Source organism: Nonomuraea sp. NPDC050328, from assembly GCF_044459405.1.
Taxonomy (GTDB): domain Bacteria; phylum Actinomycetota; class Actinomycetes; order Streptosporangiales; family Streptosporangiaceae; genus Nonomuraea.
Genome location: NZ_JBITIW010000006.1, coordinates 76998 through 100783 on the forward strand (window position 1 = coordinate 76998; position 23786 = coordinate 100783).

Below are 23786 nucleotides of genomic sequence, written 5' to 3' on the forward strand. Positions count from 1 at the left end.
GCGGCGGGGTTCTCAGGGGCGCACGCGGTAGTGGTAGCGGTAGGCGAGGGTGAAGCCGAGGCCCTCGTAGACCGCGCGTGCCGCCTGGTTCTCCTCCTCGACCTGTAGATACAGCCGGTCGGCGCCCTGCTCCACCGACCACCGGGCGGCGGCGGCCAGCACGGCGGTCGCGACGCCCTGGCGGCGGGAGCCGGGGTGGGTGGCCATGCAGAACAGGCCGGTCCAGCCGTCCTCGGAGACGGCCAGGCCCAGGCCGGCGCGGTCCTTGGCGACCAGGGTGGACTTGGGCACGATCCGGTCGATGACCGCCATGGCCGAGGAGTCGCCGGTGACCGCCTCGAAGAGCTCGGCCCAGCGGGTCCGGTCGTCCACGGGGGCGGCGGCTCCGGTGTCGAGGGCGGCGATCGGCCGGGCGTCGGCGGTGAGGATCAGCACCTGCGCGCCCACGGCGTAACCGGCGGCGGCGAGCAGGTCGTCGAGGCCGCGCCGGTGCTCGCTGGGGGTGACCTGGACGATCACCGGGAGGGAGCGGCCGGCGTAGAAGCGGTCGAGGGCGGCCAGGGCGGGCTCGGGGTGGAAGGGCGCGGCGTCGCCGAGCACCTCGCTCAGCGCGGGGTCCGAGCCGAGCTGGGGCAGGGCGGAGTTGCTGCGGCGGCGGGGGACGTCGGGGGTGTGCCGGAGCAGCCAGCCGTCGGCGGTGGTCACCTGCCCGGCGGGCCAGGCGTTGGCGGCACGGCGTTCGATCTGCCACGGCCCCGAGGCCCGGCACAACCGGACCAGCTCGGGAACCAGCCGGCTCAGCAGGGCGAAGTCACCCCCGTCATCCCAGCGCTCCGACACGGAACCGGGATCCGAGGCACCTCCGCCGTTGCCCCCTGCGCCCGAAAGACCTCCGCCGTCGCGGTCGCCCCCGGAAGCCGGGGGGTCCCCGCCGTCGCCCCCTGTGCCCGAAAGGCCCCCGCCGTCGCGGTCGCTCCCGGAAGCCGGGAGGTCCCCGCCGTTGCCCTGGTTGCCGGTGCCAGTGGAGCTCTGGTCAACGGAGTCGTCGCCGTCGATCCAGTCGATCTCGGTCGCCGGGTCGGACGGGGCGTACTCGGTGATGCCCAGGCCGACGATCTCGTACTGCTCGGCGATCCGGGCCACCGTCTCGGCCAGGGCGGCCGGGGTGAGGCCGCCGGGCTCGGGGTAGCCCACCGACCGGATGCCCGCCAGCACGTCGAGGTCGATGTGCACGTAGACGACCGCGTCCTCGGGCAACGTCTCCAGGCCGCCGATGCCGGTGTCCCGGATGTAGTCGAGCTCACCGGCGTCCAGCGCCCGGGCGCCGACCAGCGCCACCTGCTCGGGCCGCAACGCGGGCGTGGGCACCAGGTCGGCCGGGCCGTCGCCCAGCAGAGTGCGCAGGACCATGCCGTGAAAGGCCCCGGACGGGGAGGAGGCGGGGGTGTTCAGGTCGCCGTGGGCGTCGAACCAGACGACCGCCAGCCGCGAGCCGTACCGGCGCAGGGCCGCCGCGATGGGTTCGAGCTCGACGCCGCAGTCGCCGCCGATGGTGACGACGAAGCCGTCCTCGGGCAACGCCTGCCGTACCCGGGCGGCGGTCTCGGCCAGCGAGCCGTCGACGGGCACGTGCAGGTGGCGGGCGCCGGGGGCGATCAGTGCGGCCAGGCGGGCGGCGCCCGCGACCAGCCGGGTGGCGGTGGGGGAGCCGGAGCCCTGCCACTGGGGAATCTCGAGAACGGTCAACATGCCTGGTTCCTCCTCAATTCGCCCATCAGTCTCCCGTGCCGTGATCGGCACCGTCCACCGCCCCCCGGCCGAGCCGGTCAGGTACGCCGGATGAGCCTCCTGGCGGTGAGGTCGAGGGCGAGCCAGACGACCACGCAGACCGCCGCGGCCGAGGCCGGGGCCAGCCAGAGCGGGCCCGCCGGCAGCGGCCGGCCCAGGAATCCGAGGCTGAGCGCCATCAGCGGCACGGCACTCAGGGCCAGGCCGATCACCGCGGCGGTGAGCGCGAGGAGCAGCGCCTCCCAGCGGATCATCGACTTGAGCTGGCGCGGCGTGGCGCCGAGGCGTCTGATCGCGGCCAGTTCCGGGCCTCGGGCCGCGGTGGTGGCCACCAGCCGGTTGGCGACGGAGACCAGGACGTAGCCGAGCAGCACCGCCAGGACGGCGAGGTTGATCCACAACTGCGCCGAGTTCTCGGCGGCCCGGGGCGAGACCGCGCCACTGGCGATCTCCAGGCCGGGCCATCGGGCGGCGACCCGGTCCAGGGACGCGGAGTCGTCGAGCTTGACCAGGGCGGTCGCGGGCAGGCCGGTGGTGGTGTGCCCGGCGACCAGGTCCCGCGCCAGGACGACCGGTCCCAGCCCGAGCGCGCGGTCGTAGGTGGCGGCGATCCGGGCCTTGACCTTGGTGCCGTCGCCGAGGATGAGGTTGCGATGGCGTCCGACCTGCGACGGGTCGGCGTCGAGGGCGATCGTGGCGCCCTTGAGGTCGCGCAGGCTGCCGCCGGTGACGCCCAGGTCCACGAGCGCGCCGGCGTCGGGGCCCAGCACGGCGGCCGAGCGCGAGGTCAGGTTCTCCGAGCCGTCGCCCAGGACGAGGTCCTCCGAGATGACCGTGGTCGTGCCCATCGTGGTCACCGCCCGGACGCCCGGCGTGGCCTTGAGGTCGGCCAGGAGCTCGGCGGGCAGGCCGCCGGCCGCGGGCAGGGTGACGACGGCGTCCGCCGTGATGATCTTCGAGCTCTCCTCGTCGGTGGCCCGCATGACCGTGGTGTGCGTGAGCGACATGCTCGTGGTCAGGGTCACCACCATGCCGAGCGCGGCGACCGCCCCGGCGGTCCGCAGGGCGTAGCCGTGGGTGTTGCTCACCGCCAGCCAGACCGGCGCGGGCGTACGGCGCGGCAGCACCCGCCCGAGCACCCCGGTGGCGAACTGCACCAGCCGGGGCCCGGCGAGGGCGAGCCCGACCACCGACAGCAGGGCGGCCATGGTCGGCCCGATCGCGGCGAACTCCTGCCGCAGGAAGAGCGGCAGCGCCGACAGGCCGAAGGCTCCGGCGATGATGACCAGCCCGATGACGAAGCGCGCCTTGGACGGCGTGCGGGGTTCGCTCTGCGAGTCACGCACCGCCGCCGTGGCCGGCATCCGCGAAGGCCCCCGCGAGGCGGCCCAGGCGGCGAGCCGGACCACGCCCAGCAGCAGGAGCGCCGCACCGAGGGCGGGCAGCGGGCTGTAGGTGAGCGGCAGCCGCTCGGGCAACATCTGGACGTGCACCAGCAGGTCGCCGAGCCGGCCGGCCAGCACGTACCCGGCGGCGGCGCCGAAGGGCAGGGCGGCCAGCGCCGCGACCGTGCCCTGGACCGCGACGAGCCGCCGGACCTGCCGGGGCGTGGCGCCCGCGGCGCGCAGCAGGGCGAGGTCGCGGCGCTGCCGGGTGATGGACAGCGAGATGCCGCCGCCCACCACGAAGCCGACGATGATCAGGCTGATGCCGCCGATCGAACTGGGCAGGGCGATGAGCAGCGTGCGGGCCGCCGCGGTGCCGGGGGACTCGGCGTCACCCTTGGCGGTGCCGGTGCTGACCACATAACCGTCGCCCACGCGGGCACGGACGGCCGTGGCCAGGGCCTCGGCGGAGGTGCCGGGGGCGGCGCGCAGCGCGATCAGGTCGGTGGTGCCGGCTCGGGGGCCGCTGGTACGGCCGGCGAGGCCCGCGGCGGCGTCGTCGGCGAAGTAGACGCCGGGAGCCGAGACCAGGCCGGTCACCCGGTAGGCGCCTCTCGACCCGCCCGCGACCACCTCGACGGTGGCGCCCTGCCGTACGCCCAGATCGGCGGAGACGGCGAGCTCGCGGGGACCCTGCGGCGCCCGCCCCTGGAGGGCGGGCCCGCTCTGGCGGGCCAGCGCGGCCGAGGACCAGCCGTGGCCGGACACCGGCACGGCCGCCGGTCCGGTCAGCAGCGCGGCGGGGAAGCTGAGGTCGGACACGGCGGCGGCGACCCCGGGCAACTCGGCCAGGTCCCCCGCCAGCGCGGCGGGCACGACGGCCCGCTCGGGCAGGGCGACCGGCAGGTCCTCGGGCGCGCGGACGGTCTGCGGCCTGGACACCAGCACGTCCGCGCCGGTGAGCCGCTGGCCGGTGAGCGGGGAGCGCAGCCCCGATTCGATGATCACACCGGTGCCGGTGACGAGAGCCATGCCGCCGAAGACGGCGAAGAAGGCGACCACGAGCCCGGCGAGGCCGGACATGGCCAGAGCGGTTCTGATCACAGCGCACCCAGCCGGGTCAGCTTGGTGGCCAGCGCGTCGGCGGTGGGCGTGCGGAGCACCTCGACCACCCGGCCGTCGGCCATGACCAGGGCGTCGTGCGCGCGGGCCGCAGCGGCGGGGTCGTGGGTGACCATGACGACGGTCTGGCCGAGGTCGTCCACGAGCGAGCGCAGCAGGTCGAGCACCTGGGCGGCGGCGCGCAGGTCGAGCGCGCCGGTGGGTTCGTCGGCGAAGACGACGTCGGGCCGGCCGGCCAGCGCCCGCACGATCGCGGCGCGCTGCTGCTGGCCGCCGGAGAGCTCGGCGGGCCGGTGCCGGAGGCGGTCCTGTAGGCCGACGCGCTCGACCAGTTCGGCCAGCCACGCCCGGTCGGGACGCCGGCCGGCCAGCCGCAGGGAAAGGGTGAGGTTCTCCTCGACGGTGATCGAGGGCAGCAGGTTGTAGGACTGGAAGACGAAGCCGATGCGCTCGCGGCGCAGTTCGGTGCGCTTGGTCTCGGAGAGCGGACCGACGTCCACGCCGCCGATCACGACCGACCCCGAGGTGGGTGTGTCCAACGCGGCGGCGCACTGGATGAGCGTGCTCTTGCCCGAGCCGGAGGGACCCATGACGGCGACGAAACGGCCCTTGGGGAAGGCGATGGAGACGTTGTCGAGGGCGGTCAGCGCACCGTAGTTCTTGGTCACCCCGGTGAGGGTGACGACGTGGTCGATCATAGGAACAACCCTAGGAAGCGGGCTGACCAGCGGAAATCCTGCCAACCGCCCGATCGGGGTAGGGCTGGCAGGAAGAAATGTCCGGGGGTGCGATGAGTTCCGGCGCCCTCGCCGGTCTACCTGGCGAACGTGGACGACAGAGGAGCGGAACCCATGAGCGAGCCCAAGACCTACACCCTTGACGTGCCCGGCGCCGTGCTGACCTACGATGTGCGGGAGCCGGTCACCCCGTCCGACCGGCCCACGCTGCTGCTGATCGGCTCGCCGATGGACGCCAGCGGGTTCACCACCCTGGCCGGCCTGTTCGAGGACCGCACGGTGGTCACCTACGACCCGCGCGGCGTCTCGCGCAGCCGCAAGACCGACGGCGTCGTCGTGTCCACCCCCGACCAGCACGCCGACGACCTGCACCGGCTGATCGACGCGCTCGGCGTGGGCCCGGTGGACATCCTGGCCAGCAGCGGCGGCGCGGTGAACGGCCTCGCGCTGGTGGCCAGGCACCCGGAGCAGGTCCGCGTCTTCGTCCCGCACGAGCCGCCGGTCGTGCAACTGCTGGCCGACCGTGAGACCGCGCTGGCGGCGGTCCGTGACACCGAGCGCGCCTACCAGGAGAAGGGCGCCGCCGCGGGCCTGGCCAAGTTCATGCTCCTGGTGAGCCTGACCGGCGACATCCCGGCGGACTTCGCCTCGCTGCCCGCCTCGTTGCCGCCCGGCTTCCCGGTGGCCGAGGACGACGGCTCGCGCGACGACGCGCTGCTCGGCCAGAACCTCATCACCTGCACGCACTACGAGCCCGACATCGAGGCCCTGCGCGCGGCCTCGACCCGGATCGTCCCGGCGGTCGGTGTCGAGTCGGCGGAGACCCTCGCCGGTCGTGGCGGTGCGGCCGTGGCCGAGCGGCTCGGGGTCGAGCCGGCCGTCTTCCCCAGCCACCACGCCGGGTTCGCCGGCGGCGAGTTCGGGATGGCGGGCGAGCCGGAGGCCTTCGCCGCGCGCCTGCGCGAGATCCTCGACGGGGACCGCTGACCCGCCGCCTCACGCCTGGGCGTAGCGGGCGGCCAGGTCGTGCAGGTAGGCGCGCAGCTCGGGCGGGTCGAGGACGGTGAACGGCACGCCGAGCCCGCCCAGGAAGGCGGCGAGCGACTGGAAGGAGTCGCCGCCGGTCTCCAGCACCCCGTCGTCGTCGAGCAGTCCCGCCGCCGGCGGCAGCAACTCGGCCAGCCGCTCGGCCGGCGCGTGCAACCGGATCCGCGCCGGATGGCGCCACACCGTCGATCCCACCGAGCGCACCACGTGCTGCCCGGCCTCGCTGGGCGGCTCGCGCGGGGTGAAGCGCGGCCCGTTGGGCGTGCGGAGCGCGATGCGGTCGGTGCGGAAGGTGCGCCAGTCGGCGCGTTCCACGTCCCAGGCCAGCAGGTACCAGCGGCGGCCGGTGAACACCAGCCGGTGCGGCTCGGCGGCCCGCCGGGCGGTGCCGCCCTCCCGCCCGGAGTAGTCGAAGCGGAGTTGCTCGTGGTCGCGGATCGCGGCCGAGATCCTGGTGAGCGTCTCGGCGTCGACGGTCGGCCCGCGACCGGCGACCGAGACCGTCGCCTCGCCGACCGCGTCGAGCCGCCGCCGCAGCCGGGAGGGCAACATCTGCCGCAGCTTGGTGAGCGCCCGCAGCGAGGTCTCCTCGATGCCGGTGACCGTGCCGGCCGCCGCGGCGCGCAGGCTGAGCGCGACCGCCACCGCCTCCTCGTCGTCGAGCAGCAGCGGCGGCAGCGAGTTGCCCGCGCCCAGGCGGTAGCCGCCCGCGGTGCCGGTCGTGGAGTGGATCTGGTACCCGAGGATGCGCAGCCGCTCGACGTCGTTGCGCACCGTGCGGGTGGTCACGCCGAGCCGCCCGGCCAGGTCGCCGCCGCTCCAGCCGGGGCGTGACTGCAGCAGCGCGAGCAACCGCAGGAGCCGGACCGAGGTCTCCAACATTCCGCATTCCTCCTGGCATTGAGGAACCGGAGGTTCCGCACCGGATCCTATGGTCGTAGAGAGCGAAAGGGGCAACCACATGTTGCGAGGACCGGCCACCGTCAACCTCTGGGCCGACGACATGGAAGCGGCCAAGACCTGGTACAGCGAGCTGCTGGGCGCCCAGCCCTACTTCGAGCGGCCCGGCAACGGCCAGCCCGCCGCCTACTACGAGTGGCGGTTCGGCGACTACGAGACCGAGCTCGGGATCATCGACCGGCGTTACGCCCCTCCGGGACCGGACGCGCCCGGCGGCATCGTCCTGCACTGGTACGTCGACGACGTCCAGGCGGCGCTCGACCGGCTGCTGGAGCTGGGGGCCAAGCCGTACATGCCGCTGACCGAGCAGGGGCCGGGCTTCGTGACCGCCTCGGTCGTCGACCCGTTCGGCAACATCCTCGGCGTCATGCACAACGTTCACTACCAGGAGGTTCTGGGCAAGTGACCGGCCATGGACTGGAACGCGCACCTACGTGACCAGCTCGACTGGCACTGGACCAACCAGCTCCGCCCGCGGTTCGACGGGCTCTCGGACGAGGAGTACCTCTGGGAGCCCGTGCCCGGAAGCTGGAACGTGCGCCGGCGGGAGGCGGCCGACCCTGCCCTTGCGGTGGGGTCGGGCGCGTACGTGATCGACTACGCTCCCGAGGCGGATCCGCCGCCGGTGACGACGATCGCCTGGCGGCTGGCGCACCTCGTCGTCGGCGTCTTCGGCCTGCGGGTGGCCGCGCACTTCGGCGGGCCGCCGGTGTCCTACGACACCTTCGACTACACCGGCAGCGCCGAGCAGGCGCTCACCCAGCTCGACGCGGCCTATGCGGCGTGGAACACGGGGGTGGCCGCCCTCGGGGAGGGCGGCCTGCTTCGCCCGTGCGGCGAGGCCGAGGGAATGTACGCCGAGCGGCCGCTCGCCGACCTCGTGCTGCACATCAACCGCGAGGCGATCCATCACGGGGCTGAGGTGTCGCTGCTCCGCGACCTCCATCTCCGACGGTGACCGCCGGGCACAGCGTCCCGGCAGCGGGCAGCTCGCCGCGCAGGAAGTAGTTCTCGACGTGCCGGGCCACGCACGGGCTGGCGCCGGAGACGTAGAGCACGTGCCCGGGGCCGTCCTGGCGTACGGTCACCGACCCGGGGATCCTCCCGGCCAGGCTGCTCGTCGCCTGGTAGTCGGTCCAGGACGCGGTCCCGAGCGCCGCCGGGAGCCGGTCGCCGGGGATGGGCCGCGGCGGGTTCGGCGGCCGGTACGGCCAGCCCGAGCAGATCAGGCCGAGCCACGTCCCCGCCCGCCCGAAGGACGGCGAGTCGGCCAGCGACTCCTCGCGCGTGCGCAGGTAGTCGCGGTAGGTCCGGAGGCCGAAGCCGTCGCCGCACCAGGCGGCCCGGTTCTTGGGCCGGCTCGCCATGCCGGACAGTCCCGCCGACTGCATGGCGAAGTCGGAGGCGTCGCCGTCGCGCGCCTTGGCCACGGCCTTGGCGAAGGCGGGCCAGTTGCCGGGCACGACGAAGCCGGTGGCGGCCATCTGCAGGTGGAAGCCGGTCAGCCGGGCGCCGCCTGGACCAGGGAAGGGATCGGCGTCGGCCCGGGCGATCAGCTCGCGCCAGACCGCCCGCACGTCCTGGCCGTGCAGCCGGCAGGACGGGTTGGCCGCGCACCAGGCGGCGAAGCGGTCGAACATCTTCTCGGCGGCGGTGCCGAACCGCACCGGCCGGGTCAGGTCGACGGTCGAGTCGAGGTGCAGGGCGCTGACGCGGCCGGGGAAGAGCCGGGCGTAGGCGGTGGCCGTGATGCCGCCGTACGACTCCGCGGTGATCCCGACCCGCCGCTCGCCGAGCAGGCGGCGGACCGCGTCGGCGTCACGGGCGGCCGAGGCCGAGTCGGCGCGGGCGATCAGGCCGCCGCCGTCGGCCGCGCACTTGACCGCGAGCTGCTTCAGCGCCGCGGCCTGCCGGGCGAAGTCCGCGCGGTCGCGGGGCTCGGTCAGCAGGGGCGCCGAGGCGGCGCAGGACGGCTGGGGCAGGGCCATCGTCTTCTGGTAGCGCGTCTCGAAGGTGACCACGTCGAAGCCGCGGCGTAAGCCGGCCAGCACGGCCCGGGCCTCCTCCAACTGCTGGATGCCGTCCTTGCCGGGGCCGCCGGGCAGGTAGAGCACGCTGCCGCGGCGTTCGCCGGTGGCCGGGAGCTTGGCGACGCGCAGGGTGAGGGCGCCCTGGCCGGGCCGTGCCCAGTCGACGGGCACCTGCACGGTGGTGCAGACCTGGCCGTCGGGTCCGCAGGGCTGCCAGCGGGGGGCGTCGGCCTGGGCCGGGGCGGTCGCGGGGGTGAGGGTCAGAGCGGTGAGTGCTGCTACGAGTCTCATGCGATTTCCTCCTTCTGTGCCTGCCCTTCCAGCGTCTCCCGGAAATTGGGGCGCTATATGGCACAGAAGGAGGATTTGTCGCTTAGGAGCTGGCTCCCAGGCTCAGTCCATGACCACGATCTGGCGGAGCACGTCGCCGCCCTTGAGGGCCGCGACCGCGTCGTTCAGGTCGGTCAGCCGGATGCGGGAGCTGATCATCGAGTCGAGGTCGAGCTGGCCGGACTTCCACAGCTTGGCGAAGTAGGGGAAGTCGTGCCGCACGTCGGCCTCGCCGTACAGGCTGGAGAGCAGGTTCTTGCCCTCGAAGAGCAGGCTGAAGGCCGAGATGGAGACCATGTCGTCCATCGCGCCGGCGCCCACGACGATGACGTCGCCGCCCGCCCGGGTGGCCTGCCACGCGGACTGGATGGTGGCGGCCTTGCCGACCACCTCGAAGCCGTAGTCGAAGCCCGTGCCGCCGGTGAGCGAGCCGATCGCCTCCATCAGGCCCTCGGGGGTGACCGCGTGCGTCGCGCCGACCTTGCGGGCCAGCTCGTGCTTGGACTCCAGCGGGTCGACCGCGAGGATCACCCGGGCGCCGGAGACGCGGGCGCCCTGGATGACCGACAGGCCCACGCCGCCGCAGCCGATGACCACGACCGTCGAGCCCGGCCGGACCTTCGCGGTGTTGAGCACCGCGCCGACGCCGGTGGTGATGCCGCAGCCGATCAGCGCGGCCACCTCGTAGGGGACCTCCGGGTCGATCTTGATCGCGCCCTGCCAGGGCACGATCGACTCCTCGGCCCAGGTGCCGCAGCCGGCCATGCCGTACAGCGGGGTGTCGCCGTTGTAGCGCAGCCTGGGGACGCTGAAGGACTCGATCACGTACTTCATGCACAGGTACGGCTGGCCGCCCACGCACAGGTCGCACTCCTGGCAGGCGGGCCGCCAGTTGATGATCACGTGGTCGCCCGGCTTGACCGAGGTGACGTGCTCGCCGACCTCGACGACCTCGCCCGCGCCCTCGTGCCCGGGCACCAGCGGCATCGGCTGCGGGAGCACGCCGCTCATGGCCGACAGGTCGGAGTGGCAGACGCCGGTCGCCTTGATCCTGACCCGGACGTCGGCCGGTCCCACCGGGGTGAGGGTGACATCGTCGCGGATGTCGAGCTTGTCATCGCCTGCGGCGGATACGACGGCGGCGCGCATGAGGGGTTACTCCTCCAGTGAGAGAGCGGCTTTGGGGCAGGACCGGACGGCGTGGCGCACCCGGTCGGACAGCTCCGGGGGCGGTTCGGGCAGCAGGATGTGCAACTGGTCCTCGTCGTCCACCTCGAAGACCTCGGGCGCCAGGCCCATGCAGACCGCGTTGGCCTCGCAGACCAGATAGTCGACCTTGACCTTCATGCCAGCCTCCGGTGATCCCACGAGACCACTCTGGTCGGCTCCACGACGAAGGCCAGCCGCTTGCGGCCGGTCTGCTCGACGTACGGCAGCAGCGCCTCGTCGTCGACGCCGGGGGTCATCCGGCGGACGATCTCCAGGCCGACGTCCAGCACCGCATCCACACGCTTGGCGACGCCGTACAGCAGCACGCCGCGGAGCTCGTTGTAGTCCTCGCCCGTCTCGATCAGGCAGCTCACCCGGGGGTCGCGCTCCAGGTTGCGGGTCTTCTGCGCCTTGCCGTACGTCCAGAAGCCGATCTTGCCGTCCACCAGGGCGTAGAACATGGTGACCAGGTGCGGCGTCCCGTCCGGGTTGATCGTGGCCAACTGCAGCTTCCTGGACTCGGCGAGGAGGGCGGCGACCTGCTCCTCGGTCATCGCGATGCGGGCGCGCTGATTCACGAGGCCAGTAGAACAGGTTCCAGAATGAGGTTCAAGAGTAATGTTCGGTTGTATGACGGAGATGCCTGCTGACCTGCGCCGCGCCGCCTCGCTCGCCAAGGGCTTCATGCCCGAGGCCGAGGGGCTGGCCCTGTTCGAGACGGCCCTGCGGTACGGCTCGCGCGGGCCGATCTGCGAGATCGGCACCTACTGCGGCAAATCGGCGATCTACCTCGGGGCGGCGGCCCGGCTGGCCGGGTCGGTGGTGATCACCGTCGACCACCACCGGGGATCGGAGGAGATCCAGCCCGGCTGGGAGCACCACGACCCGACGCTGGTCGACCCGCGGTTCGGCAAGATGGACTCGCTGCCGGTCTTCCGCGCGACCATCGCCGAGGCGGGGCTGGAGGAGGAGGTCGTCGCGATCGTGGGCGGCTCGGCCCGGGTGGCCGCGTTCTGGAACACGCCGCTGGCGGTGCTCTTCATCGACGGCGGGCATTCCGAGGAGCCGGTGACCCGGGACTATGAGGGGTGGGCGCCGCATGTGCTGGCGGGAGGGGTGCTGATTTTTCACGACATCTACCCCGATCCGGCGGACGGTGGGCAGGCGCCTTACCGGGTCTACCTGCGGGCGCTGAAGGAAGGGTTCAAGGAGGTCCGGGTCGAGGGGTCGCTCCGGGTCCTGGAACGGGTCGGCTGACCAGCGGTTCCTGGTCAGTAGCGAGCTTTCGGTCAGCGGCGGGTGAAGGCGCGGCGGGTGTGCGCTCGCCAGGCGAGGTAGTCCTCGGCCGTGCGCGGGTCGTGCCCCAGGCCGATCAGCGCGCGGTCCACCCGGGCCGCCGCCTCGTCGGGCTCGGCCCCGGCCAGCAGGATCGACGCCTGCACGGTGTGCAGCGGCAGGTGTCCCGACCTCAACCAGGCCGCGGCGGCGAAGGCACTGCCCTGAGCCAGGTGCGCGCGGAACCCGTCGGCCGAGGCGTGGAAGGCCAGCGCACTGAGTTCCTCGGAGTCCGCCCCGCCCACCTGTGTCGCCGCGAAGCCCGCCCCGCTCCACAGATCACCCCGGCGCGGCGCCGGAAAGGACCCGATCCGTGCCGCCACGTCGTCGGGCGCCGCGCACTCGTGCACCCACAGCAGCCGCCCGAGCCCCTGGTCCGCCAGGGCCTGCTCGTCGCGCCCGCGCACCCGCGGCTGCACCCGCTCGCCCACCGCCCGGTCGGCGTCGGCCAGGCCGTGCTCGAAGCCGAGCCCGTCCAGCGCGGCCCAGCGATGCAGCGGATGCAACCGCGCGAACCCCGGCCGCAGGGGCAGGCGGGCATACGCCCGCCCCGCCCCGACATACACGGCATGGGGGTGATGTACGGCGGGGCCGGCCAGTAGCTCGTGCAGGCGCCGGCCCCGGGTCAGGGTGACCAGGTCGAGGAGCGCGGACGCCGCCGCGGCGCCTTCGCAGGCGAACCCTCGCTGGTCAGGGGGTAGCTGGTCGATCAGATGCGGTTGTTCGGCGAGCGCCGAGTTGAAGCCGAGGATGCACGACCGCTCGGCTCGCTCCAGGGTCTCGCGGGCTGGTCCGGGCCGGAGGCGGAAGCGGCGCCGGGCGAGCCCGGCCCGATCCGCGTCCAAGGCCAGCAGGCGCCGGAGGCCGCGTGGAGCGGCAGGTGTCGGTTCGGTCCAGAGCTGGTCCAAGAGCGATGGTGCGCCCACTGTTCCCCCGAAGACGCCGTTTGTGGCCACTCCCGAAGCTAGTCAGGGCCTGGCCGGGTCGGGCGGCGGCACTCCGGAGGGGAGCGCTAAAGAATCGGCAAAGCGGCTTGCGCTCCGCCCGGCCCGGGGGTGCACCCCGTTTGGGCCAGGCGCGGGCTGGGGTGCAGCCGCAGGCGGTCCTTTTGGGCTAGGCGCGGGCTGGGGTGCAGCCGCAGGCGTCCGGGTTCGTGGCGGGGGCGGCGGGGGCGGCGGGGGCGGCGGCGTCGCGGAAGATGCCCGCGGCGGCCGTCAAGCCCTGCAGCGCGTCGGCGGCCAGGATCACCGCGGCGGCGGTGTACCCCGAGCGCTCGTGCGGGAAGTGCTTGCGGTTGGCGAACTGCCAGCCGGTCCAGTACGACCCGTCCTCGTGCCGCAGGTGCTGCATGTCGCCGAAGAGCGCCCGCGCCCGGCCCTGGTCGCCGAGCGCGTCGAGAGCCAGCACCAGCTCGCACGTCTCCGCCCCGGTCACCCACGGCTGGTCGGACACGCAGCGGATGCCGAGCCCCGGCACCACGAAGGTGGCCCAGTCGCGGTGCAGCAGCTCGAAGGCCTCCGGCCCGCGCACCGCACCACCGAGCACCGGGTAGTACCAGTCCATCGAGAAGCGGCTCTTGTCGGCGAACGCCTCGGGATGCGCCCTGACCACGTGCGCCAGCCGGTCGGCCGCCAACTCCCAGTGCGGCTGCGGGTCGCGCAACCGCTCGGCCAGCGCCACCCCGCACCGCAGGCCCTGGTGGATGGACGAGCAGCCGGTCAGCAGGGCGTAGTCGGAGGCGCGGCCCCGCGCGTCACGCTCCCAGACGATCTCACCGCGATCGGTCTGCAGACCCACCACGTAGTCCAGGGCGAGCTTCACCGCCGGCCACAACCGGGCGGCGAAGTCCTCGTCGCCGGTCACGAGCAGCTCGTGCCACACGCCGACGGCCAGGTAGGCGGCGTGGTTGGACTCGCCGTTGGACTCCAGCGGCTCGCCGTCCTGGAGCTTGGCCGGCCACGAGCCGTCGGGGCGCTGGTGCCGCAGCAGGTAGGCGTAGCCCTGCCGTACCTCGTCGGTCAGCCCGGCCACCGACATGGCCATCAGGCACTCGATGTGGTTCCAGGCGTCGACGTGGCCCTCGGGCCACGGCACGCCGCCGTCGGCCTGCTGGATCGCCGCGATGCTCTTGGCGGTCTGGACGACCTGCTCGGACGAGATCATGGCTTCTTTACGTAGAGCACCACGCTCTTGCCGATGAGCGGGTTGAGCAGCTCCTCGGCGATCCGGGTGACGGCCGGGCGCTTCATGATGTCCCAGACCAGCAGCTCGTGGTAGGCCTTGGCCAGGAAGTGCTCGTCGTTGTCGACGCCGACCGCGCACTTGATCCACCAGTACGGCGCGTGCAGCCCGTGCGCGTGGTGGTGGCCGCCGATCTCGAATCCGGTGGCCTTCAGCTTGGCGCTGAGCTCGGCGAGCGTGTAGATCCGGACATGTCCCCCGGGCGCCGTGTGGTAGGCCTCGTCCAGCGCCCAGCAGATCCGCTCGGGCAGGAAGCTCGGCACGGTGATCGCGGCGGTGCCGCCCGGCTTGAGCACCCGGAACAGCTCGCGCATCGCGGCCATGTCGTCCGGGATGTGCTCCAGGATCTCCGCGGCGATCACCCGGTCGAACGAGGCGTCCTCGAACGGCATCTCCAGGGCGTCGCCGTGGACCGTCTCGGCGCTCGCGCCCCTGGGCGCCTCGCCGGCTTCCTCCATCGCCAGGAACATCGCCTTGACGCTCTCCAGCTCCGCCTGGTCCATGTCGAAGGCGACCACGTCGGCGCCGCGGCGCAACACCTCGAAGGCGTGCCGCCCGCCGCCGCAGCCCAGGTCGAGTACACGCAAGCCGGGCCCCACGGGCAACCTGGCGAAGTCGACGGTCAGCACTTACCGAACTCCTGTCCTCAGGACGATTTCGACGGGGTGGTCTCTAGGGACGCTTCCAGGCGGCGATGGCCTCGCGGTGTGCCTCGACGGTCCGCTTGGCCACCACGTTCCAGGTGTAGCGCTCCATCACGCGGTCGTAGCCCTTCTGCCCGACCGCGGCCCGCTCCTCGGGCGAGTCGTGCAGCCGGCGCAGCACCGCGGCCAGCTCCTCGGCGTCGCCCGGCGCGACCTGCACCGCGGCGTCGCCCACCACCTCGGGCAGCGCGCCGGTGCGGGAGGCGACCAGCGGCGTGCCGCAGGCCATGTGCTCCACGGCCGGGAGCGAGAAGCCCTCGTACAGGCTCGGCACCACGGAGATCTCGCTGGTCGCGATCAGCTCGCCCAGCTCGGTGTCGGAGATGCCGTGCACGAAGCGGACGCGGTCGCTCAGCGACAGCTCCTGCACCAGCTTCTCCGTCGGGCCGCCCGGGGTCGGCTTGCTGACCACGGTCAGGTTGACGTCGCGCTCGGTGGCCAGCTTCGCCACCGCGCGCAGCAACGTCGCCACGCCCTTCATCGGCGAGTCGGCACTGGCCACGGCGACGATCGAGCCCGGCCGCTTGGGCAGGTGCGGGCGCGGGTGGAAGTAGCGCGTGTCCACGCCGAGCGGGATCAGCCGCATGTTGGCCTGCGGCACGTTGAAGTCGCGGTGGATGTCGGCGAGGGACGACTCGCTCACCGTCAGGATCGGGCTCAGCTTCGGCGCGACCTTGGCCTGCATCTTCACGAAGCCGTACCAGCGGCGCATGGTCAGCTTCTTCCAGCCCTGCGCCGCCTCCAGCTCGATGCGCCGGTCGACGCTGATCGGGTGGTGGATCGTGCCGACCACGGGGAACAGCTTCTGGATGCCGAGCAGGCCGTAGCCCAGGGTCTGGTTGTCCTGGACGACGTCGAAGTCGCCCACCCGCTTCTTCAGCTCGCGGTAGGCGCGCAGGGTGAAGGTCAGCGGCTCGGGGAAGCCCGCGGTCCACATCGTCCCGACTTCGAGCCAGTCGATCCAGTCGCGGTACTCGGCCAGCTTCGGGGTGCGGAACGGGTCCTCGTCGCGGTAGAGGTCGAGGCTCGGGACCTTGGTGAGGAGGACGCCCTCGTCGAGCTCGGGGTACGGCTGGCCGGAGAAGACCTCGACGTGGTGGCCCAGCGCGACCAGTTCCCTGCTGAGGTGCCGGAGGTAGACGCCCTGCCCGCCACAGGTCGGCTTGCTGCGGTAGGACAGCAGTGCGATCCGCAGCTTGTCGTCGCTCACGGACACCCCTTTCTCACCGGTAGGCCCCGGGTCCGGGGTGGGTACCGTGGAAGATGACCTTAGTCGGAAAAGGCTACCATTCAGTACGTCACGTGGAATTGTTCCCAGTGGCTGTCGCAGCCCTTGCGAACTGCGACATTGCCTTGACCGAGGGTTATTCTGTGGAACAGGTTCTACTGGGGCCGGATGCTTGATCGACCTCGGTGCCGGTACATTCCGTGCCAACAGACGACAGTGGGAGGACCCCGTTGGCCAGGCGCGCTCTGATCACCGGCATCACCGGCCAGGACGGTTCCTATCTGGCCGAGCACCTGCTCGGGCTCGGCTACGAGGTGTGGGGCCTCGCCCGCGGCCAGGCCAACCCCCGCGTGTCCCGCACCCGCAAGCTCCTGGCGGACGTGCAGATCGTCCGTGGCGACCTGCTCGACCAGGGCTCGCTCATCTCCGCCGTCGAGCGGGTCCAGCCCGACGAGGTCTACAACCTGGGCGCGATCTCCTTCGTCCCCATGTCGTGGGAGCAGGCCGAACTCACCGCCGAGGTCACCGGCATGGGCGTGTTGCGCATGCTTGAGGCCATCCGGGTGTGTTCCGGCATCTCCCGTGGGTCGGCCGCCTCCGGACAGATCCGCTTTTATCAGGCTTCGTCCTCCGAGATGTTCGGCCAGGTCAGCGAGACCCCGCAGACCGAGCGCACCTCCTTCCACCCCCGCTCTCCGTACGGCGTCGCCAAGGCTTACGGGCACTTCCTCACGCAGAACTACCGTGAGTCCTACGGCATGTACGCCGTCTCCGGGATCCTCTTCAACCACGAGTCCCCGCGGCGCGGGGCCGAGTTCGTCACCCGCAAGGTCTCCCTCGGAGTCGCCCGGATCAAGCTCGGCCTTGCCTCCGAGCTGCGGCTCGGCAACCTCGAAGCCCGTCGTGACTGGGGCTTTGCCGGGGACTACGTCCGGGCCATGCACCTCATGCTCCAGGCCGCCACCCCGGAGGACTACGTCATCGGCACCGGCCGGATGAAGTCCGTCCGCGAACTCGTCGAGGCTGCTTTCACCGCCGCCGGCCTGGACTGGGAGCAGTACGTCGTGTGCGACTCCACCCTTCACCGGCCCGCCGAGGTCGACCTCCTCTGCGCCGACCCCAAGAAGGCCCGCGTCCAGCTCGGCTGGGAACCCACGGTGTCCTTCGACGAGCTCGTGGCCATGATGGTGGAATCCGACCTCCGCCTCCTGTCCGCCGGCGGCGACCCCGACCAGGACTCCTCCTGGCCCTGACCTCGGCTACCTGGATGCGCGGGGCCTCTCGAAGGCGGGTTGCTCATCTGCCTGGTGTGGCGGATCGCCGGTCCGCTTGGTGTGAGGGATGGGCGGCCTGATCGACGCGGGCGGCCTGCCCGCTTGGTCTTAGGGGACATGGGAGCTGATCCCCGCTGGCTGATTACCCACTCAGTCCGGGACAAGCGGGGACGATCTCAGCGGGCCGCCGTCCGCCGAGTCCCGTTGGGTGGTTCGCCCGTCACCCGATCGTCCGCTCCCACCTGACCTCACCGTCGTGCCAAATGTCCGTAGGTGCCAGCCCGCACGCCGCGGCCACCGCGGCGGACGCCTCATGCTCGGGATGGACGTGCGCGACGACCACCTGCACCCCCTGCCGACCGAGCCACTCGACAAGCCCGCGAGCCGCTTCCTTGGCGATGCCGCGTCCCTGCCACGGGCTTCCCACCACCCATGCGATCTCCGCGATCCGCTCCTCCCCGGCGGGGCTGACCGTCGCCTGTACGGTGCCCGTCAGGCGGGCCTCGTCGCGGAGCCGGATCACCCAGTTCAACCACGTGATCGCCGGATCGGGTGAGCCCGTGGTCATGCGCTCATACCGGGCTCTCAACGCTTGGGCATCATCCGGCGTCCCACCGATATAGGCGTGCAGCGCCGGATCCGACAGCACCTCAGCCATCTCCTCGGCGTCCTCCACTCGCAGCGGTAGCAACTCCAATCGCTCCGTGTTGATGACCTCGGCTGTGACCCCGTTCACGCCGCCACCCTCTCGTCCCCGCCGCCAACCCACCCGCACCCCATCAGCCGAAACCGCCAACCCTCGGTGCCCTTTGCGCCGCGGCCCTCCAGGGTGGCGTCACCCTCATCCCGTCGCCCGGCAGCGGGTCCTTGGGTGGGTCCTTCCTTGCGAACGACCTCAGGCACTCCGGTAACCCCGGGCACTCTGGTGGTCGGCGCCACTCGGCCTTTCCGACCGACATCGGGTCGCACGTCCTGTCTCGCAAGCATCAGGTGGGTGAACCGGGAAGCTCCATTTCTCACGCCACCATCATCCCGACCGCGCCAGCCGCTGTCTCCCCGCGACGAACCTGGGGCCCACTCCAGATACAGCCGACTCCACCTCGGATGCACCCAATTCCATCCAACTAGCGCCCGCCCACCCCGCCGCCCCATGCCTGTCCGCTCAGCCGCCCGCTCACCTCGCCCGCTCACCCAGCCCATCCACTCCGGCCGCTCCGCCGTACTCCGCTAGCCGCGCTGTGGGCGACCTTAGGCCCACCTGGGTCCGAGCGGCCCGCCGTACTCCGTCTGTGGCCCGTCTGGCTCTATGCGGGTGACGGGCCCGCTCTGTCTTCCTGACGGTCACCCGCTTGTCCGAGGGGCAGCGGTGCGGGTCGAGGGGGCTAGCGGAAGGTGCGCCAGGTTCTGCGGCGGTGGGTGGTGGGGCGGCGGGCGGCGCGGATGCGGGACAGGATGGCGGTCATGCGGGCTGGGCCGGGTTGCCAGCCGCGTTCCATGAGGGCGTCGGTGACGACCTCGAGCAGGTCGGCGGTGCGGGCGGGGAGGATGGTGCGGTCGACGGTGATGACGCGCCAGCCCAAGGCGCGGAGGGCGTCGCGGCGGCGTTGGTCACGGGCGCGGGCTCCGGGGGTGGAGTGGTGTTCGTTGCCGTCGTATTCGACGGCGACCTTGAAGTCCGGCCAGCCGAGGTCGAGGTAGGCGCTGCGGTCCGCGGACAGGGGGACGTGGATCTGGGTGGTCGGGCGGGGGAGGCAGGCTTCCATCAGGGTGACGCGCAGCCAGCTCTCGCGTGGGGAGGCGGCGCCGGCGTCGGCCATGGCCAGGGTGTCGCGCAGGCGCCAGAAGCCGCTGACCTGGCGGGCCAACGTGTCGAGGTCGAGGCCCAGGCGGAGGAACTGGTCGAGGGCGGCTACCGCGGTGTGGCGGGGGAGGTGGCGGGCGCAGTCGAGGGCGGTGCGTTCCTGGGTGGTGACTCGGATGCCGGTGTGGGTGGTGACGTCGGCTTGCGGGAGGGGGTCTTGGTGGGTGCGGCAGCCGGGGATGTCCAGGGGGGTGGGGGTGATCAGGTCTACGGGGATGTCGGTTTCGGGCTTGGACCAAGGGAGGGTGGCCAGGCCCCATACGTGGGCGGCTGTCTGGCGGCAGGCGACGGCCTCGGGGAGGAGGGTGGTGAGGAGGCGGGCTCGGGTCAGGAGGGACACGCGGTCAAGGATGCGGGGAGTGGGGTGGTTGGGCTGGCCGCCGAACGGGGTTCTGGGGATAAGGGGGCACCCGGGGTGGATCTGTGGATGAGCAGTGAACGGGGGTGGCCTGGCCAGGAAAGAGGCAGGAGCGAGGCGGCAGGAAAGGGGAACAGGGCCCGAGGTGGTGGAAGGGTCCCGGCAAGAAGGTCAGGGAGCCAAGCGGTAGTTGGTGATCCAGAGGCCGGGGATGACCTCGACGTCGTTCAGCCAGGTGAAGCCGTACCCCTCGTAGAGCCGCCGGGCGGGGGCGTTGTCGCGGCCGGTGGAGACCAGCACCGTACGGCCGGCGGCACGGTCCAGGGCGGTGGCGACGAGGAGCCGGCCGATGCCGCGGCGGAAGGCCGCGGGTGAGACGACGAGCCGGTTGATGTCCAGCGCGTCCTCGTCGGCCTCCCAGGCGATGGCCCCCAGCAGGGCGTCGCCGTCGAAGGCGCCGACCCAGGTGAGCGGCGCGGCGAGCAGGTCGGCGAGGGGCTCGTGCAGGGGCGGGATACGGTCGTCGCCGATGAGGGCGGCCTCGACGGCGTAGGCGGCGCGCTGCAGGTCGAGCAGGCGCTGGTCGGGCGAGATATCGATGACGTGCACAAGGTCACCCTAGGCGGACGGGCAACTCCTTTATTCCGTTGATGAAGTTCGAGCGCAGCCGCCGGGCTTCGCCGGTCTGCTGCAGGCGGGGGAAGCGGCGGGCGAGTTGCTCGAACAGCACGCGCAGTTCGAGTTTGGCGAGGTGGTTGCCGAGGCAGAAGTGCGCGCCGCCGCCGCCGAAGCCGATGTGCGGGTTGGGGTCGCGGCCGATGTCGAAGACGTCGGGGTCGGTGAAGACGGCGGCGTCGCGGTTGGCGGAGGAGTAGAAGACGACGACCTTGTCGTCCTCCTTGATGGGCACGCCGCCGAGTTCCTGGTCGCAGGTGGAGGTGCGGCGGAAGAGGTTGACCGGGGAGACCCAGCGGACGATCTCCTCGGCGCAGGTGCCGGCCAGGCCCGGGTCGGCGACGAGGCGGGCCCACTGGTCGGCGTGGTCGAACAGGGCGAGCATGCCGCCGGAGGCGGCGTTGCGGGTGGTCTCGTTGCCGGCGACGACCAGGAGCAGCACGAAGAGCTCGAACTCGTTGTCGGTCAGCCGCTCGCCGGTGTCGGTGGGCCGCAGGAGCTTGCTGACGATGTCGTCGCGCGGGGCGGCGGCCCGCTGGGCGGCGAGTTCGGCGGCGTAGGCGTAGACCTCCATGGCCGCCGCGCCGCCCTCCTCGGGGGTGCTGGCGTAGTCGGGGTCCTGGGCGCCGATCATGCGGTTGGACCAGGTGAAGATCTTGTCGCGGTCGGAGACCGGCGCGCCGAGCAGCTCGCAGATGACGTACAGGGGCAGCGGGGCGGCGACCTGGGTGACGAAGTCGGCCTCGTCGGTGCACTGGTCGAGCAGGTCGTCGCAGATGTCGCGGATGTGCTGCTCCAGCGCGCCGATGGTGCGCGGGGTGAAGCCGCGGTTGACCAGGGAGCGCCGGCGGGTGTGCTCGGGCGGGTCCTGGTTGAGCATCATCATGCGCTGGAGCTCGCGCTGGTCCTCGGGCATCTCGTTGAACAGCGCCAGTTTCCTGGCGGAGGAGAAGAGCTCCGAGTGGCGTGAGACGTGGGTGACGTCAGCGTGCCTGGTGACTGCCCAGAAACCTGGTTCTCCCTCGTGCCAGTAGACCGGGTGGTGCTCTCTGAGCCAGGCGAGCTGCGCCAAGGGTGGGCCAGAGTGGGCGTATTGGTCCTGGTCAACGAGGTCGATGTGCATACCGGGCCACCTCACCGCGCTACTTGATCAAGCGCTTGGTAGACTCACCACGTTGTAACGTGTTCTACCTCCGTCCTGTACGACCGTCAAGCGCCGGCCACGATCCGGTAGCACCGCCCGGCGCCCGCGGCGAAGGTGATCGTCGAGCCGGATCGGGTGTGCCCGACCCGCTCGCCGGCGTCGTCGAGCAGGCGGTAGGGGCCGGTCAGCATCGAGTTCCGTACCCGGAGCGGCCCGGTCGATCCCGTGCGCAGGACGATCTCGCTTGCCGTACTCCCGCTCCAGGTGACGTCCACGGTCACCGCGCCACGGGCGCGCAGCCCGGTCACCGAGCCGGCCGGCCAGGCCGAGGGCAGGGCGGGCAGCACGTCGACGACTCCGGTCTGCGACTGGAGCAGCAGCTCGGCGATCCCCGCGGTCGCGCCGAGGTTGCCGTCGAGCTGGAAGGGCGGGTGGGTGTCCCACAGGTTGTCCAGGGTGCTGCCGCGGAGCTGCTCGGCGAGCATCCGGTGGGCGTGGTCGCCGTCACGGAGCCTGGCCCAGAAGTTGATCTTCCATGCCTTCGACCAGCCGGTGCCGCCGTCGCCGCGCGCGGCCAGCGAGACCCGTGCCGCCTCGGCGAGCGCGGAGCCGGGCTCGATCTGCCGGCCGGGATGCAGGGCGAACAGGTGCGAGACGTGCCGGTGGGTGTCGTCCGGGTCGTCCCAGTCGCCCTTCCACTCCAGGAGCTGCCCCCACCCGCCGACGCGGAGCCCCGGATCGAGCCGGGCCAGCGCCTGCCGTACCTCGGGCTCGTCCTCGCCGAGCGCGGCGGCGGCCTCCAGGACGTTGGTGAACAGGTCGAAGACGATCTGCTGGGACATCGAGGCCCCGGCGGAGAAGTCGCCGTGCTCGGGGGAGTAGCTGGGCGAGACGACGAGCCGGCCGTCGCGCGGGTCGGGGCGCAGGTTGTCCACCCAGAACAGCGCGGCCTCGCGCATGATCGGGTAGACCGTGCGCAGGTAGTCCCGGTCGAGCCCGAAACGGTAGTGGTCGTACAACTGCTGGGTCAGCCACGCGGCGGCCTCGGGGAACCAGAAGGCCGTGGCCCAGTCGTGCACGCCGGTGAAACCGTACGGGTTGCTCTCGTTGTGCACGACCCAGCCGCGCGAGCCGAACATCCCGGCCGCGGTACGCCGCCCCGGCTCGACCAGCGAGGCCACGTAGGCGTCGTAGGGCGCGGCCGTCTCGGCCAGGTTGGCCGGTTCGGCCGGCCAGTAGGCCATCTGCAGGTTGATGTTGGTGTGGTAGTCGGCCGCCCAGGGCGGGTCGGTGGCCTCGTTCCACACCCCTTGCAGGTTGGCCGGCAGCGAGCCGGCGCGCGAGCAGGCGATGAGCAGGTAGCGGCCGTAAGCGAAGAAGAGCGCCTCCAACGCCTGGTCGTCGGGCGAGCCGCCGCCGGTGTAGGCCGCCCGCAGCCGATCGGTCGGTACGGCGGGCAAGCCCCCGCCCAGATCGAGCGTGACCCGGTCGAACAGCGCCCGGTGATCGGCCACGTGCGCCCGCAGCAGCGCCTCGTACCCCTGCGCCACCGCCGCGTCCACCGCGCGAGTCACCCGATCATGCGGATCCTCCCCTCGATACCCGGGGTGGACCGGCGCGTAGTCGGTCCCGGCGCAGAGCACGAAGAAGGCGCTGTCGGCCCCGGCGACCACGACCCGGTCGCCCTCGTCACGCCGGCTGCCGCCAAGGGCCACCACCTGGACCTGCGCCTCGAAGCGGAGCCCGTTGTCGGCCAGCGCCCCGCGGATGGTCAGCCGTCCGTCGCGAGCCGTCACCCGCTGGTCGTCGCGCGGCGAGGTGTGCCGGAGGGTGAAGGAGAGCCCGCCGGGCCGGTCGGCGGCCAGCCGGCCGGCGATCACGTGGCCGGGGTGGCTGGCGAAGTACTCGCGCGTGTGACGCACCCCGCCCGCCGTGTAAGCGACCCGTGCCACCCCTTCGCCGAGCGACAGCTCGCGGCGGTAGCCGGTGGCGTCGTGGTGGCCGGTGTCGAGGTGCAGGTCGCCGAAGGTCTGGTAGGCGCCGTAGCCGATGCGCGGCCGGCCGAGCATCCGGGCCACCTCCTCGGGCGGCATCCGGCCGTCGCGGTCGAGCCGCGCCTGGACCTCGGCCAGGGCCCCGGGCCGCGGGCTCGTCCAGTCGCCGGAGCTGTAGCCGTCCCGGGAGCCGGGGCCGCCGGTCCACAGGGTCTTCTCGTTGAACTGGAGCCGCTCGCCGGCGACGCCGCCGGAGACGGTCGCGCCGAGCGCCCCGTTCCCGATCGGCAGCGACTGGTTCTCCCACGACGTGGCGGGCTGGTCGTACCAGAGCGTGGCGGCCAATGAATCCTCCGGCGACAGG

Annotated in this window: 22 protein-coding genes; 5 read left to right on the forward strand and 17 right to left on the reverse strand. The window is 72.3% G+C overall.

The genetic code is table 11. The features are described from left to right. Window positions 1–12: 12 nt before the first annotated feature. From ACIBG7_RS23030 to ACIBG7_RS23040, 3 genes are all read right to left on the reverse strand, one after another. Complete coding sequence (locus tag ACIBG7_RS23030; RefSeq protein ID WP_397337536.1) at window positions 13–1749, reverse strand: GNAT family N-acetyltransferase; 1737 nt, start codon at window positions 1747–1749, stop codon at window positions 13–15. Window positions 1750–1826: 77 nt separating this feature from the next. Beyond that, window positions 1827–4277 carry an FtsX-like permease family protein gene (locus ACIBG7_RS23035; RefSeq protein WP_397337537.1) on the reverse strand — a complete coding sequence of 817 codons (2451 nt, stop codon included), beginning with the start codon at window positions 4275–4277 and terminating at the stop codon, window positions 1827–1829. Next, entirely contained in the window at window positions 4274–4993 is a 720-nt protein-coding gene (locus tag ACIBG7_RS23040) for an ABC transporter ATP-binding protein (RefSeq protein ID WP_397337539.1), read from the reverse strand. Before ACIBG7_RS23040 ends, ACIBG7_RS23035 begins: the two co-directional genes overlap by 4 nt. A gap of 153 nt (window positions 4994–5146) precedes the next feature. Between ACIBG7_RS23040 and ACIBG7_RS23045 the strand changes: the two genes are divergently transcribed. Further along, entirely contained in the window at window positions 5147–6019 is an 873-nt protein-coding gene (locus ACIBG7_RS23045; protein ID WP_357926780.1) for an alpha/beta hydrolase, read from the forward strand. 9 nt (window positions 6020–6028) lie between these two features. On the opposite strand, the gene ACIBG7_RS23050 is transcribed toward ACIBG7_RS23045, so the two are convergent. Beyond that, window positions 6029–6961 carry a helix-turn-helix transcriptional regulator gene (locus ACIBG7_RS23050; RefSeq protein WP_397337540.1) on the reverse strand — a complete coding sequence of 311 codons (933 nt, stop codon included), beginning with the start codon at window positions 6959–6961 and terminating at the stop codon, window positions 6029–6031. Window positions 6962–7040: 79 nt separating this feature from the next. On the opposite strand from ACIBG7_RS23050, the gene ACIBG7_RS23055 reads away from it, so the two are divergent. Both ACIBG7_RS23055 and ACIBG7_RS23060 read left to right on the forward strand, forming a co-directional pair. Further along, entirely contained in the window at window positions 7041–7445 is a 405-nt protein-coding gene (locus tag ACIBG7_RS23055; protein WP_357926776.1) for a VOC family protein, read from the forward strand. A 6-nt stretch (window positions 7446–7451) separates the two neighbouring features. Next, window positions 7452–7997, forward strand: a complete 546-nt coding sequence (locus ACIBG7_RS23060) for a DinB family protein (RefSeq protein WP_397337541.1) — start codon at window positions 7452–7454, stop codon at window positions 7995–7997. On the opposite strand, the gene ACIBG7_RS23065 is transcribed toward ACIBG7_RS23060, so the two are convergent. The 4 genes from ACIBG7_RS23065 to ACIBG7_RS23080 form a co-directional block, all read right to left on the reverse strand. Beyond that, on the reverse strand, window positions 7930–9360 hold the full coding sequence (locus tag ACIBG7_RS23065) for an alpha/beta hydrolase (protein ID WP_397337542.1): 1431 nt from the start codon (window positions 9358–9360) through the stop codon (window positions 7930–7932). The genes ACIBG7_RS23060 and ACIBG7_RS23065 overlap by 68 nt on opposite strands. 102 nt (window positions 9361–9462) lie before the next feature. After that, the gene (locus ACIBG7_RS23070; protein WP_357926767.1) at window positions 9463–10548 is read right to left on the reverse strand and encodes a Zn-dependent alcohol dehydrogenase; all 1086 of its coding nucleotides are present in this window, start codon (window positions 10546–10548) and stop codon (window positions 9463–9465) included. Between the two features lie 6 nt (window positions 10549–10554). Then, window positions 10555–10746 (reverse strand): ferredoxin, encoded by a 192-nt coding sequence (locus tag ACIBG7_RS23075; protein WP_357926764.1) that lies wholly within the window; start codon window positions 10744–10746, stop codon window positions 10555–10557. Further along, complete coding sequence (locus ACIBG7_RS23080; RefSeq protein ID WP_357926761.1) at window positions 10743–11186, reverse strand: pyridoxamine 5'-phosphate oxidase family protein; 444 nt, start codon at window positions 11184–11186, stop codon at window positions 10743–10745. The genes ACIBG7_RS23075 and ACIBG7_RS23080 overlap by 4 nt, the downstream gene beginning before the upstream one ends. Window positions 11187–11247: 61 nt before the next feature. On the opposite strand from ACIBG7_RS23080, the gene ACIBG7_RS23085 reads away from it, so the two are divergent. After that, window positions 11248–11865, forward strand: a complete 618-nt coding sequence (locus tag ACIBG7_RS23085) for a class I SAM-dependent methyltransferase (RefSeq protein ID WP_397337772.1) — start codon at window positions 11248–11250, stop codon at window positions 11863–11865. A 32-nt stretch (window positions 11866–11897) separates the two neighbouring features. Here the strand turns inward: ACIBG7_RS23085 and ACIBG7_RS23090 are convergent, their stop codons facing one another. From ACIBG7_RS23090 to ACIBG7_RS23105, 4 genes are all read right to left on the reverse strand, one after another. After that, on the reverse strand, window positions 11898–12899 hold the full coding sequence (locus tag ACIBG7_RS23090; RefSeq protein ID WP_397337543.1) for a DUF1702 family protein: 1002 nt from the start codon (window positions 12897–12899) through the stop codon (window positions 11898–11900). 157 nt (window positions 12900–13056) lie between these two features. Next, window positions 13057–14106, reverse strand: coding sequence for a prenyltransferase (locus tag ACIBG7_RS23095; protein WP_397337544.1), 1050 nt, complete (start codon window positions 14104–14106; stop codon window positions 13057–13059). After that, window positions 14103–14813 carry a methyltransferase domain-containing protein gene (locus tag ACIBG7_RS23100; protein WP_357926750.1) on the reverse strand — a complete coding sequence of 237 codons (711 nt, stop codon included), beginning with the start codon at window positions 14811–14813 and terminating at the stop codon, window positions 14103–14105. The genes ACIBG7_RS23095 and ACIBG7_RS23100 overlap by 4 nt, the downstream gene beginning before the upstream one ends. Window positions 14814–14856: 43 nt before the next feature. Next, entirely contained in the window at window positions 14857–16104 is a 1248-nt protein-coding gene (locus ACIBG7_RS23105) for a glycosyltransferase family 4 protein (RefSeq protein ID WP_397337545.1), read from the reverse strand. Window positions 16105–16346: 242 nt separating this feature from the next. On the opposite strand from ACIBG7_RS23105, the gene ACIBG7_RS23110 reads away from it, so the two are divergent. After that, window positions 16347–17369: a GDP-mannose 4,6-dehydratase gene (locus tag ACIBG7_RS23110; RefSeq protein ID WP_397337546.1), complete on the forward strand. Its 1023-nt coding sequence runs from the start codon at window positions 16347–16349 to the stop codon at window positions 17367–17369. Between the two features lie 241 nt (window positions 17370–17610). On the opposite strand, the gene ACIBG7_RS23115 is transcribed toward ACIBG7_RS23110, so the two are convergent. The 5 genes from ACIBG7_RS23115 to ACIBG7_RS23135 all read right to left on the reverse strand — a co-directional run bounded on the left by ACIBG7_RS23115 (window position 17611) and on the right by ACIBG7_RS23135 (window position 23767). Continuing rightward, window positions 17611–18126: a GNAT family N-acetyltransferase gene (locus ACIBG7_RS23115; RefSeq protein WP_397337547.1), complete on the reverse strand. Its 516-nt coding sequence runs from the start codon at window positions 18124–18126 to the stop codon at window positions 17611–17613. 646 nt (window positions 18127–18772) lie between these two features. Then, on the reverse strand, window positions 18773–19591 hold the full coding sequence (locus ACIBG7_RS23120; protein ID WP_397337548.1) for a hypothetical protein: 819 nt from the start codon (window positions 19589–19591) through the stop codon (window positions 18773–18775). Between the two features lie 189 nt (window positions 19592–19780). Further along, window positions 19781–20218, reverse strand: coding sequence for a GNAT family N-acetyltransferase (locus tag ACIBG7_RS23125; protein WP_357926737.1), 438 nt, complete (start codon window positions 20216–20218; stop codon window positions 19781–19783). Window positions 20219–20222: 4 nt separating this feature from the next. After that, entirely contained in the window at window positions 20223–21356 is a 1134-nt protein-coding gene (locus ACIBG7_RS23130; protein WP_397337549.1) for a cytochrome P450, read from the reverse strand. A 137-nt stretch (window positions 21357–21493) separates the two neighbouring features. After that, window positions 21494–23767, reverse strand: a complete 2274-nt coding sequence (locus tag ACIBG7_RS23135; RefSeq protein ID WP_397337550.1) for a glycosyl hydrolase family 95 catalytic domain-containing protein — start codon at window positions 23765–23767, stop codon at window positions 21494–21496. Window positions 23768–23786 lie beyond the last annotated feature (19 nt).